The 15640-nt window shown below is 63.7% G+C and carries 14 protein-coding genes; 6 read left to right on the top strand and 8 right to left on the bottom strand.

The features are described from left to right. Position 1: 1 nt before the first annotated feature. Positions 2–409 (top strand): protein tyrosine phosphatase family protein, encoded by a 408-nt coding sequence (locus V8192_RS01945; protein ID WP_341631378.1) that lies wholly within the window; start codon positions 2–4, stop codon positions 407–409. Here V8192_RS01945 and V8192_RS01950 read toward each other — a convergent pair. Genes V8192_RS01950 through V8192_RS01965 form a run of 4 tightly spaced genes read right to left on the bottom strand, consistent with a single transcriptional unit; the run spans position 406 to position 2763 of the window. Further along, the gene (locus V8192_RS01950; RefSeq protein WP_341631379.1) at positions 406–612 is read right to left on the bottom strand and encodes a putative signal transducing protein; all 207 of its coding nucleotides are present in this window, start codon (positions 610–612) and stop codon (positions 406–408) included. The two genes, V8192_RS01945 and V8192_RS01950, sit on opposite strands and share 4 nt — an antisense overlap. Further along, a complete protein-coding gene (locus V8192_RS01955; RefSeq protein WP_341631380.1) occupies positions 609–1145 on the bottom strand; it encodes a DUF924 family protein in 537 nt (178 codons plus the stop codon). Before V8192_RS01955 ends, V8192_RS01950 begins: the two co-directional genes overlap by 4 nt. Further along, positions 1142–2563 (bottom strand): metalloprotease TldD, encoded by a 1422-nt coding sequence (gene tldD, locus V8192_RS01960; RefSeq protein WP_341631381.1) that lies wholly within the window; start codon positions 2561–2563, stop codon positions 1142–1144. Before tldD ends, V8192_RS01955 begins: the two co-directional genes overlap by 4 nt. Beyond that, on the bottom strand, positions 2560–2763 hold the full coding sequence (locus V8192_RS01965) for a zinc-finger domain-containing protein (protein ID WP_341631382.1): 204 nt from the start codon (positions 2761–2763) through the stop codon (positions 2560–2562). The genes tldD and V8192_RS01965 overlap by 4 nt, the downstream gene beginning before the upstream one ends. Positions 2764–2849: 86 nt before the next feature. On the opposite strand from V8192_RS01965, the gene V8192_RS01970 reads away from it, so the two are divergent. The 5 genes from V8192_RS01970 (at position 2850) to V8192_RS01990 (ending at position 10436) form a co-directional block, all read left to right on the top strand. Further along, on the top strand, positions 2850–3779 hold the full coding sequence (locus V8192_RS01970) for an ABC transporter ATP-binding protein (RefSeq protein ID WP_341631383.1): 930 nt from the start codon (positions 2850–2852) through the stop codon (positions 3777–3779). A gap of 2 nt (positions 3780–3781) precedes the next feature. Continuing rightward, positions 3782–5368 carry an L-aspartate oxidase gene (gene nadB, locus V8192_RS01975; protein WP_341632284.1) on the top strand — a complete coding sequence of 529 codons (1587 nt, stop codon included), beginning with the start codon at positions 3782–3784 and terminating at the stop codon, positions 5366–5368. Positions 5369–5555: 187 nt separating this feature from the next. After that, complete coding sequence (locus V8192_RS01980) at positions 5556–5951, top strand: MAPEG family protein (protein WP_341631384.1); 396 nt, start codon at positions 5556–5558, stop codon at positions 5949–5951. 79 nt (positions 5952–6030) lie between these two features. Further along, positions 6031–8856 carry a DNA polymerase I gene (gene polA, locus V8192_RS01985; protein WP_341631385.1) on the top strand — a complete coding sequence of 942 codons (2826 nt, stop codon included), beginning with the start codon at positions 6031–6033 and terminating at the stop codon, positions 8854–8856. Next, positions 8853–10436 carry a lipopolysaccharide biosynthesis protein gene (locus V8192_RS01990; RefSeq protein ID WP_341631386.1) on the top strand — a complete coding sequence of 528 codons (1584 nt, stop codon included), beginning with the start codon at positions 8853–8855 and terminating at the stop codon, positions 10434–10436. The genes polA and V8192_RS01990 overlap by 4 nt, the downstream gene beginning before the upstream one ends. Here V8192_RS01990 and purH read toward each other — a convergent pair whose 3' ends face one another. From purH to V8192_RS02010, 4 genes are read right to left on the bottom strand one after another with little or no spacing between them, the layout of a single operon-like run. Beyond that, on the bottom strand, positions 10437–12029 hold the full coding sequence (purH, locus tag V8192_RS01995; protein ID WP_341631387.1) for a bifunctional phosphoribosylaminoimidazolecarboxamide formyltransferase/IMP cyclohydrolase: 1593 nt from the start codon (positions 12027–12029) through the stop codon (positions 10437–10439). It lies immediately after the preceding gene. A gap of 17 nt (positions 12030–12046) precedes the next feature. Further along, on the bottom strand, positions 12047–13699 hold the full coding sequence (locus V8192_RS02000) for a heparinase II/III family protein (protein ID WP_341631388.1): 1653 nt from the start codon (positions 13697–13699) through the stop codon (positions 12047–12049). After that, positions 13696–14352 carry a ribulose-phosphate 3-epimerase gene (gene rpe / locus V8192_RS02005; RefSeq protein ID WP_341631389.1) on the bottom strand — a complete coding sequence of 219 codons (657 nt, stop codon included), beginning with the start codon at positions 14350–14352 and terminating at the stop codon, positions 13696–13698. The genes V8192_RS02000 and rpe overlap by 4 nt, the downstream gene beginning before the upstream one ends. An 18-nt stretch (positions 14353–14370) precedes the next feature. Continuing rightward, positions 14371–15621, bottom strand: coding sequence for an RsmB/NOP family class I SAM-dependent RNA methyltransferase (locus V8192_RS02010; RefSeq protein WP_341631390.1), 1251 nt, complete (start codon positions 15619–15621; stop codon positions 14371–14373). Positions 15622–15640: the final 19 nt, after the last annotated feature.

Below are 15640 nucleotides of genomic sequence, written 5' to 3' on the forward strand. Positions count from 1 at the left end.
CATGATCCGCCAGCTCGACGATCGCACCTTGGTCAGCGGCCAGATCGGTGCGCACGAGGTCGCCGGCCTGGTAGAGCAAGGGGTGACGGTTCTCGTCAATAATCGCCCCGATGCAGAAGAGCCTGGGCAGCCACTCGCTTCCGATATCGAAGAAGCGGCAGCCCAGGCAGGCATCATTTATCATTTCGTCCCGATCATCCGCGGCATCGGCCCGGCTGACGTCGAGGAGATGCAAAAAGCGCTGCGCGAAGCGGCAGACGGCAAGCTTCTTGCGTTTTGCCGATCCGGGCGCCGATCGGCGTTCGTCTGCGCACTTGCCCAGCGGGACGAGGGCGCGTCTCGCGAAGACGTAGTTGGACGGCTGGCGGACGCGGGTTTCGACCCGGACCCCATCGCCCACCTGCTTTAGGGCTGTTTCGAAAGCAGCGCCTCGGCCTCTCCGAAGTCCTCGTCCAAGACCATCAGCCGGATCGGCATGAACAGGCCGCCGTAGAAATAATTGATCTCGGTATCGAACAGCACGGCCTCAATGCCTTCGCTTTGAAGGTATAGTCGGGCAAGGTCGGCTTCGACGCGCGTGTTGAAACACGCCGCTTCTACGAGGTCGGTCACCAGGGCGTCACTTCCCGGGCGGCCAGTTCGTCGCTGCGAGGGGCGCGCCCGAGGATCGCGTTGCGGTGCGGGAAGCGGCCGAACCGCTCGATGACGTCATGATGCCGCTTCGCATACTTGAGGTGGCGAGGGTCGCCGAGCGCCGTGAACAACAGCATCGAGCGGTTCTGGTCGGCGAGGTTCTCGCTGTGCTGAAACGGCATGTAGAGAAAAGCCCGCTCGCGCGGCGCAAGCTGTTCATCGAGGCCGCCCTCCACTGCTCCTCCTGCAATCGCCAGTGCAAGATGGTCGGTTGCGAACTGCTCGGCATTCCCGCGAAACATGTTCCTTGGGAGCTGGTCGAACAGGACCACTGCAGCAAGCGCCGTGAGGGCGTCGCCAAGAAATTCGGAGACCGGCAGTTGCCGCTTCTCGATCCAGAGCTTCAGGAACAGCTGCCTGATCTGCCAATCAAGCGCCGCATCCGAGTTGAATTGCTTACCGTACGGCAGTCCGAACCAGAATTTGAGGACATCGGCACGCCAATCGCTCAAGCAGCTGTGCCCCCGACCGTAAGGCCGTCGACCAACAGGGTCGGCTGACCGACACCGGCGGGAACGCTCTGGCCGCCCTTGCCGCAAACGCCCACGCCCTCGTCGAGCGCAAGGTCGTTGCCGATACCCTTGACCCTGGTGAGTACCGTTGGACCGTCCCCGATGAGAGTTGCCCCCTTGATCGGTTCGGCAATCTTGCCACCACGGATCCGGTAAGCCTCGGTGCAGGAGAAGACGAACTTCCCGCTGGTGATATCGACCTGTCCTCCACCGAAACTCTTTGCGTATATGCCGTCGCTGACGCGGCTCACCAATTCACCCGGGTCGTCCCTGCCGCCCAGCATGAAGGTGTTCGTCATGCGCGGCATTGGAGCATGCGCAAAGCTCTCGCGGCGCCCATTGCCGGTGGGCTCCATGCCCATCAGCCGTGCGTTAAGGCGGTCCTGAAGATAACCCTTGAGAATGCCGTCCTCGATGAGCACGGTCCGCCGGGTCGGGGTTCCTTCGTCATCGATGGTGAGCGAGCCGCGTCGCTGCTCGATTGATCCTTCGTCGATTACAGTGACACCAGGTGCAGCAACGCGCTCACCGATGCGGCCCGAAAAGGCTGACGTGCCCTTGCGATTGAAGTCGCCTTCCAGCCCGTGGCCAACCGCCTCATGCAGCAAGACACCTGGCCAGCCCGGGCCCAGCACGACAGGCATCTCGCCGGCGGGCGCTGCGACCGATTCAAGATTGGTGAGCGCCTGCGCAAGCGCGATGTCGATCGCTCGTTCCCACTGGTGCTCTTCGAACAGGGCGTCGTACAGGTAGCGGCCTCCGAGCCCGTGATAGCCAGTCTCGCGCCGCCCATTCTGTTCGGCGACGATCTGGACTCCAAGTCGAACCAGCGGTCGGACATCAGACGCGACAAAGCCATCGGCACGAACGATGTCGATCACGCTCCAGCTCGCCGACAGGGCGACGCTTACCTGGCAGACGCGGGGATCGCGCGCACGCGCCGCCGAATCGATACGTTGGCAAAGCGCGACCTTGTCCGCGAAGGGAACGAGGCTGAGAGGGTCGGCGGCTCCGTACATTGCCTGGTTGGTGCGCGGGGGCGATATTGCCGGGCCCCCCGTCGCAGGGTCGAGGAGACTAAGCGTCGCCGCAGCGCGATCGATCGCGGCCCTGCTGATCTCGTTGGCGTGGGCAAAGGCCGTCGTCTCGCCGGAAACGCCCCGCAAGCCAAAGCCCGACGAGCTGTGATAGTCGGCGGTCTTCAGGCGGCCATCGTCAAACCCGAAGGCTTCGCTTGCACTGTACTGGAGGTAGAGCTCACCATCGTCGTGAACCGACAGATGCCTCGCTGCGAGCCCGCGTGCCTCGTCAGGGTCAAGGTCGCGGTACAGAAACCGCCGGGGATCGCCGAGGGTCATGCCGCCTTGCTGTCCGCCGGTCCCCCCTCAAGGACAAAACGCCGATCGCAATAGCCGCACTCGACAAACCCCAGTTCCTCATCGATCCGCAGGTAGACCCGCGGGTGACCAAGATCCGGCGAAATCTCGCCCGACCCGTCACATGCGACCTGCAGGCTCGAGACGCGGATCACTTCGGGCGGGGGAATTTGCGATGGCATGAAACGCAATTAGGAGCACCCGCTGCCCGTCACAAGAGAGCCCGAGCTTGTCGCGCGGGAACGCCGCTCTTATGCCGCAAGGCACCATGGATGAGCCCGCGATCCGTATCGAAGCCCTTTCGAAAACCTATGCGGGCGGCAAGCAAGCCCTGAACGAGGTCACATTCGACGTGCCGCGGGGCCAGATCTTCGGGCTGCTCGGGCCCAACGGGGCGGGTAAATCGACCTTGATCAATATCCTTGCCGGTCTCGTGGTGAAAACCGGCGGCAGGGTCACGATCTGGGGCTTCGACATCGACGAACATCCGCGCAATTCGAAGCGATCGATCGGCGTCGTTCCGCAGGAGATCATCTTCGATCCATTTTTCACCCCGCGCGAGACCCTGGAGATCCAGGCCGGCCTTTACGGGATCGCGCGCGAGGATCGGATGAGCGACGAGTTGCTCGCCGCGATGCACCTCAGTGACAAGGCCAATGCTTATTCGCGCACGCTGTCAGGCGGCATGAAACGGCGGTTGCTCGTGGCCAAGGCGATGGTTCACTCGCCTCCGATCCTGGTGCTCGACGAACCGACGGCAGGAGTAGACGTCGAGCTTCGCCGGCAGCTTTGGGATTATGTTCGCAGCCTTCATGCGCAGGGCGTCACGATCGTCCTCACCACCCATTATCTCGAAGAGGCCGAACAACTTTGCGACCGCATCGCAATCATCAATCACGGGCAGGTGATCGCGAATGAGCCGACGCGCGAGCTGGTCTCGAAGGCGCAGGAAAAGGCCGTCGTCGTTACCTTCGATCGCGACGTCGCCAACGTGCCGGTCAATGATTGTTTCGAGAACATCGCGCTGGTCAACGAGCGGACGCTGGAGATCACCTACCGCAAGGACAAGGTGAACGCCGGCGAGGTGCTGAGCGCGCTGACTGCCGACGGGTTGGGCATCGTCGATGTCTCGACGCGCGATCCGGACCTTGAAGACGTGTTCCTCAGCCTCACCTCGGCTGCACAGGAAGCCGCGTGACGATCACGGCCGACGTCCTCATCGTCGGCTCGGGCGCAGCGGGCCTTACCGCGGCCCTCAATCTTGCCGAAACCCGCAAGGTGGCGGTCATCGCAAAGGGCGCCCTCGGGGAGGGCGCGACCAGCTGGGCGCAGGGGGGGATCGCGGCCGTACTGGAGGAGGGCGACAGCTTCGAGGCCCACGTGAACGACACCATGATCGCCGGCGCAGGCCTCAACGATCTCGGCGTGGTCGAGCATGTCGTCGAGGCCGCACCGCGCGCAATCGAGCATCTGATCGAGCTTGGAGTGCCGTTCGCCCAGGAAGGCAATGCGCTCCACCTGACGCGCGAGGGAGGCCATAGCCATCGCCGCATCGTGCATGTGGCCGACGCCACCGGCTATGCCGTCCAGCAAGCGCTTGAGGCAGCGGCGAAGAAGCATCCCAACATCATGCTTGTGCCTGACATGGTCGCGATCGACCTCGTCACCGGCCGCCATGCGACGCACTTCTCCACGAGCGGCGCGGTCCACGGGCTCTACGCCTACAGCCGGAAGAAGAAGAAGGTCGAGACGCTCACTGGAAAGGCGACGATACTAGCGAGCGGGGGAGCGGGCCGAACCTACCTCTATTCGACCGCTCCACGGGGTGCGACCGGCGACGGGATTGCAATGGCATGGCGCGCCGGCTGCCGCGTCTCGAACATGGAATTCATGCAATTCCATCCGACCTGTCTCTATAATCTGGAGGTCAAGAATTTCCTGATCACCGAGGCCGTGCGCGGGGAGGGCGGTCAGCTGAAGCTCCCGCCCGGTGTGAAGGGCGGGGGCACGCGTTTCATGCCTCGCTTCGATGAACGTGCCGAACTCGCTCCCCGCGACGTCGTCGCCCGGGCGATCGACCATGAAATCAAGCGGCTTGGTCTTGACTACGTCCACCTCGACATTTCGCACCGCGACCCCGAATTCGTGAGGGCACACTTTCCCAATATTTTCGAGAAGCTGCTGACGCTCGGGATCGACATCACAAAGGAACCGATCCCGGTGGTCCCGGCGCAGCATTATACTTGCGGCGGCGTGATGGTGGACCTCGATGGCTGCACCGACGCACCGGGGCTCTATGCGGCGGGCGAGGTCACCCAGTCGGGCCTTCACGGCGCCAACCGCCTTGCCTCCAACAGCCTGCTGGAGTGCCTCGTTTTTGGAGAAGCGGCGGCAAGGCACATCAACTCGAATTTCGACGCGCTTCCCGAAATCCCGGAGATCCGGGCGTGGGACGAGAGTCGCGTTGCCGACAGCGACGAGGAAGTCGTCATCGCGCAGACCTGGGGCGAGATCCGCCGGTTCATGTGGAACTATGTCGGGATCGTCCGCACGACCAAGCGCCTCGAGAGGGCAAAGCACCGAATCGACATGCTCCGGCAGGAAGTGAAGGACTATTATGCCCATTTCCGCGTCACTCCGGACCTCATCGAGCTTCGCAACCTAGTCGAGGTCGCGGACCTCATCATTCGCTCGGCCTTGTCACGGCACGAGAGCCGCGGACTTCACTACACGCTCGATTATCCGCGGATGCTTTCAGAGGCGAAGGACACGGTGCTGATCCCGTAAGGGCCGCTGCAATGTTTCCGGCGGTCTCGTTCCCTGGTCTGGTCGATCGCGTCCCTCGGGGGCCAGATCGGCATCGACCGGAAGGCCTTGCGCCGGCGATGGAGAGAAGCACCGATCGGCGTTTCCGGCACGCTCGCTTTATGACAGGGTGCATTAGGGAAAGCCTAGCGGGAGGGGGCAACGGCACATGCCGGTAGAAATCCGAATTCTGGCGCTCGGCGCTCTCCTGCTGTTCATCTACATCTTCACCGCCGTACGATTAAAGACGGCGCAATACGGTCGCCGGTGGAACGCGGGACCCCGCGATGAGGAGCTGCCTGCGGCCAATGTCCTCACGGGCCGCGCAACGCGCGCCCAGAACAATTTCCTGGAGACCTTCCCGATCGCAATCGTTGCCCTCATCGGCATCGTTGTCGTCAACCGGACGAGCGAGACAACCGCTCTGGGCGGTTGGATCTGGCTCGGTGCGCGCGTCATCTATCTCCCGCTCTACGTTGCGGGGATCCGGGTGGTCCGAACGGTCGTCTATGTCATCAGCATGGTGGGCCTTGCCATGGTCATCTGGCCGCTGCTCTTCGCCTGATACCGGGCAAAGACAGGCGCGACTTCCTATATTGCACTTGTCTTCCTTCCAGCTGCCACCCTGCTAAACCCGCTCCTTCATGTCCGAAGCTGATCCTTCCGTCCGCCCGCACCTCTACCTAGTCGACGGTTCGAGCTACATCTTTCGCGCCTACCACCGGCTGCCGCCGCTCACCAACCGGCATGGCACGCCGGCGGGCGCCGTCTACGGCTATACGACGATGCTCTGGAAGCTGGCCGACGGACTGACCAAAGCCGATGGTCCAACACACATGGCGGTGATCCTCGACGCGTCGGAACAGACCCATCGAAACCAGATGTACGAGCAGTACAAGGCGCACCGGCCCCCTCCGCCAGAGGACCTGGTGCCGCAATTCCCGCTCATTCGAGTCGCGACACGGGCCTTCTCCATACCGTGCATCGAGGAAGCCGGCCTGGAAGCCGACGACATCATCGCCTGCTACGTAACGGCCGCCAAGCAGGCGAACTGGAAGGTCACGATCGTCAGTTCCGACAAGGATCTGATGCAGCTCATCGACGAGGATGCCGGCATCGACATGCTCGACACGATGAATGACCGTCGGATCGGACGCGAGCAGGTGCTGGAAAAGTTCGGCGTGCCTCCCGAGAAGGTCGGGGACGTGCTCGCGTTGATGGGAGACAGTGTCGACAATGTGCCGGGCGTGCCCGGGATCGGTCCGAAAACCGCGTCCCAGCTGATCCAGCAGTTCGGCGACCTGGAGACCGTCCTCGCTTCGACCGAGCAGATCACCAAGCCCAAGCTCAAACAGTCGCTGATCGAGCACGCCGATGCGGCGCGGCTGAGCCGCGAACTCGTGCGCCTGGTATGCGAGGCGAAACTTCCGCAGCCCCTCGAGGAGCTCGCGCTGAAGGGGATCCCCAAGGAGCCTCTGGCGGATTTCCTTGAGGATCAGGGCTTCAAGTCGCTGCTCAATCGCCTCAACGGCGGCGGTCCGGTCCAGGGGCGCAGCAGCAGCGGCGGCGGGATCAATGACGTCATGGCGTCGATCGACAAGGAACCCGCCGGACCTGCACCAGCCGAGCAAATCGACATCGACCGGTCAAAATACGAGACGGTCACCGACGAGGCGGCGCTCGACCGATGGATCGCGGAAGCGACGGCCCAGGGTTTTGTCGCAATCGATACCGAAACCGACTGCATCGACTGCATCATCGCAAGGCTTGTTGGTGTCAGTCTTGCCACGGGACCGAACAAGGCCTGCTATATCCCCGTCGGACACAGCGGCGCCGATCTTTATTCGGATGCACCCAGCCAGCTCCCGGAGGCGGTTGTCCTCGCAAAGCTGAAGCCGCTGCTCGAAGATCCCGCGGTGCTCAAGATCGGACATAACCTGAAGTACGACTGGGTCATGTTCGACAAAACGGAGATCACTGTCGCCCCGATCGACGACACGATGGTGATGAGTTTCGACCTCGATGCGGGACGCTCGTTCGGCCACGGGCTCGAGGAACTGGCGAAACTCCATTTCGACCACGAGTGCATCCCCTTCAAGCAACTCTGCGGAAGCGGTGCAAAACAGATCACGTTCGACAAGGTGCCCCTCGACGCTGCGACTGAATATGCAGGCGAGGATGCCGACATTGCATTGCGCCTGTGGCTCCGGCTCAAGCCGCGCCTCGCCGCCGAAAATGCAAGCCGGGTCTACGGCCGGGTCGACAGGCCGCTCGTTCCGGTGCTCGCGCGAATGGAACAGCGCGGGATCAAGGTCGATCGCGAATATCTGGCGCGTCTTTCCGCCGAGTTCGGAAGGGACATCCAGTCGCTCGAAGAGCGAATCTACGAAGCAGCGTGCGGCCCCTTCACGATCGGATCGCCGCAGCAGCTCGGGCAGGTGCTCTATGAACGTCTGGGTCTGAAAGGAGGCCGCAAGGGCAAGAGTGGCCAATATTCGACGGACGTAAACGAGCTCGAGCGGCTCGCAGCTGAAGGCGTCAGCTGCGCGAGCCTTGTCCTCGAATGGCGACAGCTGACGAAATTGAAGTCGACCTACACCGACGCCTTGCAGGCGCAGATCAATCCGGCGACCGGGCGCGTGCACACGAGCTTTTCCCTTACCGGCGCCCAGACGGGGCGGCTTTCGTCCAACGACCCCAACCTCCAGAACATCCCGATCCGCACCGAGCTCGGCCGCAAGATCCGCGACGCTTTCGTGGCGGAACCTGGCTACAAGCTATTGAGCGCAGACTATAGCCAGATCGAACTGAGGCTCGCCGCGCACATGGCGGACGTCCCTTCGCTCAAGGAGGCATTCCGGTCGGGAGTGGACATCCACAGCCTCACTGCGGAAGAACTGTTCGGAAGGGTCGATCGCGACACGCGCAACCAGGCGAAGACGATCAACTTCGCTATTCTCTACGGAAGCTCTGCCTGGGGCATCGCGGGACGCCTCGGCGTGCCCAAGGACGAGGGCAAGGCCATCATCGATCGATATTTCGAACGCTTCCCCGGCATACGCGCATTCATTCACAGCACGCTGGCTGCAGCGCGGGAGCGCGGTTTCACGGAAACTCTGTTCGGCCGGAAGACCCATTTCCTTCCGAATATCCGGTCCCCCAATCCGTCGATACGCGCCGGCGCCGAGCGCGCCGCGATCAATGCTCCGATCCAGGGAACGAGCGCCGACCTCATCAAGCGGGCGATGGCGCGAATGGACGATGCCCTCGCAGACGCGGGTCTCGGCGCGGTCCGCATGCTCCTGCAGGTCCATGACGAGCTGGTGTTCGAAGTGCCGGACGGGCAGGAGGATGCGGCGGCCGAGGTGATCAAGCGCGTGATGGCGAATGCAGCCGAGCCGGCGATAAACCTCGACGTGCCGCTGGACGTCGAGGTGGGCTGGGGCGCGCATTGGGGCGAAGCGCATTGACCCAGGCGAGGCAGGGCGCGGCTCTCTCGGAATCACCGAACAGCAGCGCCCCCGATGCCGACATGGCGACCCTGGCGCGGGGCGGGCGCCTCAACATATTCGGTTTTGTGCTTCGGCTTGCCGGGATGGTGCCATTCCTGTTCATCGGCGGCCGAATTTATGGGCCCGCGGCGCTTGGTCGCTTCGCATATGCGGTGCTGACGGTGGAGTTCGCCGCCCAGATTGCCGCTCTTGGGTTGAGACGCGGCCTTGCCCAGCTCCTCGCCGATGCCAAGAAACCTCAGGCCTGTATCATCGCGGACGCCTTGCTGGTCGCGGCGATCGGATCGGCGCTCGGAATGGCCATTCTCATCATCTTCCCCAAGGCGATGTATCCGACCACCCCGGTCGGCGGTCTCGATCGGCTGCTCGCGATAACGGTCCTTGCCATATCCTGGACGGACATCACGCTTGCGGCGCTCGCTTATCACAACGACGTCGGCTCGACCGTCTGGGCGCGCTCGATCGTCCAGCCTTGGACAATCAGCATTGCCGCCTTTGGGCTCTCGTTCGTGCCGATCATGGTCACCCGCGGCGATGGCCTGATCATCGCCTATGTCCTCTCGATGGTCGCGGCGCTCATTGCCGCCCTCATCCCGCTCTTGCGCCGTTACGGCCTGCCGCACGAATGGATGCCCGACCTCGCCACGTCCTGGGGCACCGCCGTGCGCAACGTCCCGGTTGCTGCCGCCGATGCGGTCGAGTGGGCCTCGCGCCGGATCGATCTTGCAGTACTAGGCGCCTTCATGCCCGCAAGCTTCGTGGGCATTTATTATGCCGCGCAGCAGGTCGCGACGCTTCCGGCCAAGCTCAAGACGAGCTTCGAGCCGGTACTGGGCCCGGCGATCGTCCGGCGGATCGCGGCGAACGACCGCGCCGGCGTCGCGAAGCAGGTGCGACAAGTCACTTACTGGATCATTGCCGCACAGGTGGGAATCGCGCTTGCGCTCGGTATCCCGGGACGAGCCGTCATGGGGCTCGTCGGGTCCGGGTTCACGGCCGGTACCGCGACGCTGGGCTTCCTGCTCGCGGCCGAAGTCATCGCGGCAACCGCGGTCGTGAGCGAAGCAGCACTCATCTTCGTTGCGCGGACCCGCAACATGATCATCAGCATCATCATGCTCGCGATCGAGGCCGGGCTCGCCGCGGCGCTGATCCTGATCATGCGGCGCGAAGGACTAGAACCGGCGTTTCAGGCAACTGGCCCGGCAATTGCCTTGTGCATTGCCCTGGGTTTTGCCTCGATCGCCAAATCGCTGCTGCTCAGGCGGCAGTTAGACGCGCCGGTTTCGGGTTGGCGGTGGAGCATCGCCTGGGCCGCGGCAGGAGCAATCGCTATCGGGGTGCCCGTCCACTTCTTTCTATCCGAGACCCTTCAGCTCATCATCGGGACGCCGCTCATACTGGCGGCTTTCGGAGCAGTCCTGTGGACCAAGGGCTTCGGCCCGGACGACCGTGAGCTGTTCCGGATGCGGAAGGCCCAGGTGGAGGAACTGCGCGAGGCCGAAGCGCGTGACCAGGTCGCCGACGATATCGTTTGATCAGTGCCGGAAGTGTCTGACGCCGGTGAAGAGCATCGCAAGTCCCGCCTCGTCGGCGGCGGCAATGACTTCGTCGTCGCGGATGGACCCTCCCGGTTGAATGACAGCGGTTGCTCCGGCTTCTGCGGCGGCAAGCAAGCCGTCCGCGAACGGAAAGAAGGCGTCGGACGCAACCGCTGAGCCGACCGTGCGCGGCTCTGGCCAACCGTTCGCCTCAGCTGCCTCCCTTGCGCGGATCGCAGCAATCCGAGCACTGTCGCGGCGGTTCATCTGGCCGGCACCAATGCCCGCTGTCACTCCATCCTTGGCATAGACGATGGCGTTTGACTTGACATGTTTGGCGATGGTCCACGCAAACAGGCAGTCACGAAGCTCCTGCTCGCTCGGCTGCCTCTTGGTTACGCACCTCAGCCTTTCCCGCGTGACGATCAGATTGTCGCGGTCCTGAACGAGGATTCCGCCTGCGATGATGGCGATCGTCTGACCGGTCCGCCCTGGATCAGGCAGTCCGCCTGTCAGAAGAAGCCGCAGGTTCTTCTTCCGCGCGAAGATCGCCTTGGCATCGTCATTCGCGTCCGGGGCGACGACAACCTCGGTGAAGATGCCGGTGATCGCTTCGGCAGTCGCCGCGTCGAGCGGCCGGTTAGTCGCGACGATCCCGCCGAACGCCGAAACGCTGTCGCACGCGAGGGCCTCGTTCCACGCGTCGATGAGGTCGTCCCGGGTCGCGACGCCGCAGGGATTGGCATGCTTGACGATGACGACCGCCGGCGGGCCGTCGCGGAACTCCGAGACCAACTCGAGGGCCGCGTTCGCATCGTTCAAATTGTTGTAGCTGAGTTCCTTGCCCTGCACCTGCTCGGCCTGCGCGACCCCGCGGGCCGATGGGCCGACGGGAACATAGAGGGCCGCCTGCTGGTGCGGGTTCTCGCCGTAGCGCAGCTGCATCTTGAGCGTGCTCGCCATCGTCCAGCTCTTGGGAAAGCGTTCGCCCTGGTCAGAAAAGGCAAACCACTGCGAAATGGTGGAATCATAAGCCGCAGTCAGTGCGAAGGCCTTGGCGGCAAGCATCCTCCTCAGCTCGAGGGTCGTGTTGCCCCCGTAGGCATCAAGCTCGGCCAGCAGGGCCTCATAGTCGGCGGGGTCGGTCACGACCGCGACATGAGCGTGATTCTTCGCCGCCGAGCGAACCATCGAGGGGCCGCCGATGTCGATATTCTCGATCACCGTGTCACGGTCCGCGCCGCTCATGACGGTGCTGAGGAATGGATAGAGATTGACGATGACAAGGTCGATCGGAGCGATCGCGTGCTCCTCCATCGCGGCTGCATGAGCAGGATTGTCGCGTATGCCCAGAAGACCGCCGTGGACCTTGGGATGGAGGGTTTTTACCCGGCCATCCATCATCTCGGGAAAGCCGGTCAGATCACTGATGTCCTGGACGTCGAGGCCACTTTGGCGAAGTTTCGCTGCAGTTCCGCCGGTCGAGACGATGTCGATCCCATGCCTTGCAAGTCCCCGCGCGAGCTCGTCCAGGCCGCTCTTGTCTGAAAGCGAGATCAATGCCCGGCGTACCGGAACGAGATCGGTCATCAATGTTCCTTCTTTGGTTAGCTGGCGCGACGGAAGGTCCAGCCGATTTCGCCGCCCAATGCCGACACTTCACCGACGATGACAAGCTGGCTTGTTCGCTGGGGCCTGCCGCGGCCATCAATCCAGAGGCTTTCCTCGGTCGCAAGGTTGCCGCCCCGGCAGCGGAAATTCCACGGTGGAGCTGCCTTCGAGCGAAGGATCGCGCCCATGCCATCGGCAGTGATTGTGGCTTCGACCCCCGGAGCAAGGTGAAAGCGCACGGCGTAGGGGGCGCCCTCACGGATCTTTCTTCGGCCCTTGGCGATCAGCTGGTCGGCGCCCCGCAGCTCCTTCCCGTCGTTCCCGAGCATCAGGCTGCGCTTGTGGACGAGGCCGAACGACCGGACATAACCGTCGTGGCTCGCCTCGAGGCGGCTTGCATCATTGTCCTCGCTGCGGTCGATGACGACATCCTCAACGCCCTTGCCGAGCGAACCGTCTCCCAGGATGTTGGTCGAATTGGTATCCGAAAGGACGAGCGTGCTGTGAGCTGCCGTGGTCCGGAGGCCCTCCACCAGTTCGGTCGGCATGTCGGTTGGCAGCAACCCGGGACCCCCGCAATTGACAACGAGACGTTGCCCGCCGTCGGATAACTCGAAGGCCAATGTGGAGGCAGAGCCCTGTTCGGCAATCTTCTGCGGCGGCGGGGGCGCAGCATCGAGGACCAGGATCGTGCCCAGCGCCGACATGCGCTGATACCCCCATCCGCGTGCCTGCCTCAGCGGCCGCGCTCTCAGGCCGCAGCCGTCGATGAGGGCCGTGAGACGCGAGGCTTCTCCTGGACCGCAACCCTGCCAGCTCGACAGCGCGCCGTCGCCCATCATCACTCCGTGAAGGGCTGCAAGCGACGCCTGCGCGGATGCTTCGATACCGTCGGGGATCGTCTGCTTGGCAGCAAGATAGCAGGCCCGAAGAAGGCCAAAGCGGTCGACGAGCTGCACCTGCTCGAATGGCGATCGGCTTATGAGGCCACCATCGTCGAACTGGGCCGACGCCAGGGCCCGGGCGAGACCCGCTTCACCCCGCGCAACTCTGGGCACACCCCCCTGAACGAGAAGCCCTGCCGCGACCACGCCGCACCAGGCAGTGATGCGATCGAGGCCGGCTGCCGCCTTGTCCGCATTGGCATCGAGATGCCGGGCGCCACGAGCAAGCGTATTCAGCAGCGCCGATCGGTATCCGGTGTCGCTGCTCGACAGTATGTAGGGAGCATAAGCGGACCAGAAGAGAATTCGCTCGCCCCACAGTCCCGGTGCCCATGCCTCGTCGACCTTGGTGCCGTGAGCGAGAAGCCAGCGGCCCACAACGGCTTCGGCGAGTTTTGCACCCTGTTCGCGCGAAGCGGCCGCTGCGAGATCACGGAGCCAGGAAAAACCCTGGAGCTGCTGTGCCAACGGCGAGCTCGAACCCAGCTGGGCAAAATCGAGATCCTTGAGAGGCAAAGTGTCGGTACCAAGGGTGAACCGGCCGGCGAGCAGTGCCTGTCCGCGCTGCCGCTCGCCCTGGACATGGTCGCGCGGGACGGCAACGAGTTTGAGCGCCTGCTTGGAGCGCTTGAGACGCCAGAAAAGTGAGCCCCGCGCAAGCTTGCTGACGATAGCGCGCTCGGCGGCCGACCCATCGCCGCTCAATTTTGTCCCCTGAGCGCCTTGATGTTGTCGGCATAAGCGCCAGGTCCGCCGCGGAATGCGGCGGTGCCGGCAACGAGCACGGTGGCGCCCGCACCGACCGCTTCGCGCCCGGTTTCAGGATCGATGCCGCCATCGACCTCCAGCTCGACCTTGAGACCGCGCTTGACGATACGCTCCCCGATCGCCTCGATCTTGCTCAATTGGCTGCTGATGAACTTCTGGCCGCCAAAACCGGGATTGACGCTCATCACCAGGACGAGATCAAGGTCATCGAGCACATAGTCGAGGGCGTCCACCGGTGTTGCCGGGTTGAGTGAGACGCCCGCCTTCTTCCCGAGTGCCTTGATGCGCTGGATGGTGCGATGGAGGTGTGGACCGGCTTCTGGATGAACGGTAATAATGTCAGCCCCGGCCTCGGCGAACGCATCGAGGAATGGATCAACCGGCGAGATCATCAAGTGAACGTCGAACGGCTTTGGCGTGTGCGGGCGAAGCGCTTTCACGACCCCTGGCCCGATGGTGAGATTGGGGACGAAATGGCCGTCCATGACGTCGATATGGATCCAGTCGCCGCCTGCGTTGTCGATCGCGCGCACTTCCTCGCCAAGTTTCGCGAAGTCGGCGGATAGGATGGAGGGAGCGATGAGGGGCATGGGTCTGATTAAGCGGGATTAACCGGCGCGGACAAGGCGCGCCATGAAGAAGCCGTCCAGTCCCCCGTCGGCTTCAAGCAGGCCGGGCACAATCCGAACCCATCCTTCGGGCGATATCGGCACGAATCCCGGGAGATCCGCGGGCATATCGAGGCGCATGTCCGGGTGGCGGCCGAGAAATGCCTGGACCACTTCCTCGCCCTCCTCGGGCTCGAGCGAACAGACCGAGTAGACGAGCGCTGCTCCCGGGCCCAGCCATGCCACGGCGCGATCCAGGAGCTTGCCCTGTTGCTCGGCGCTCTGCTCGATGATCCTTGGATGAGCGCGATAAAGGACCTCGGGATGGCGGCGGAACGTGCCCGTTGCCGAGCAGGGGGCGTCGAGCAGAATCGCGTCGAAGTGCCGCTCCGGCGTCCAGGTGAGCGCATCCGCTTCCACAAGGCGCGCTTCGAGATGAGTGCGCTCGAGATTTTCGCGTAGTCGTCCAAGACGACTTCCCGACGAATCGAGCGACGTCACGCGGCGCCCGGCGGACGCGAGTTGCATCGTCTTGCCGCCCGGCGCCGCACAAAGATCCAGAACGTCCCCTGGTCCACCTTGAATGAGACGCGCAGGTAAGGATGCGGCCAGATCCTGGACCCACCAGCCGCCTTCGCCGAACCCCGCAAGCGCCGGGACCGACGTGCTTGCCAATCGGACGTGGCTCGGAGCGAGCGAAACCCCGTGATTTTGCGCTGCATAGGCCTGTGCTTCCCCGTCCCGGGCGAAGGTGAGGTCAAGCGGCGGCCGGACGGAGATTTGCCGGCGAGCCGCTTGGACGGCATCTTCTCCCCACGCGGCTCTCCACCGGGCTTCGACCTCGGCGGGAAGACGGGGCGCGTCCATCGATGGCACGCCACGCCGAAGAAGCGTGCCGAGCACGCCATGGACCAGCCGGCGTGGCCCGCCATCGACGAGCGGGAGTGCTGTCGCCACCACAGCGTGATCCGGTGTTCCAAGGCCGATCTTTTGGGCAAGCGCCAGGCGCAACACCATCCTTGCCTTGCTGTCTGAGGGAAGCCGGTTGCGGGTCGCACTGTCGACGAGCGCGTCAAGATCGGGGATCCGCCGAAGCGCCTCGCCGGCGATTGCGACCGCGAGTGCATGATCGGGCGGTGAAAGGTTACGGATGACCAGGGCCGCGGCGTCCAGCGCCTGTCCGCGGCGCATCACCGCATCGAGCAGCTGCAGTGCTGCCTGGCGGGCTCCCAGCCCTTCAATACTTGGCACGAAGCATCCCGATGCTCAT

Origin of the sequence: Sphingomonas agri (assembly GCF_038148795.1) — a bacterium.
Lineage (GTDB): Bacteria > Pseudomonadota > Alphaproteobacteria > Sphingomonadales > Sphingomonadaceae > Sphingomicrobium > Sphingomicrobium agri.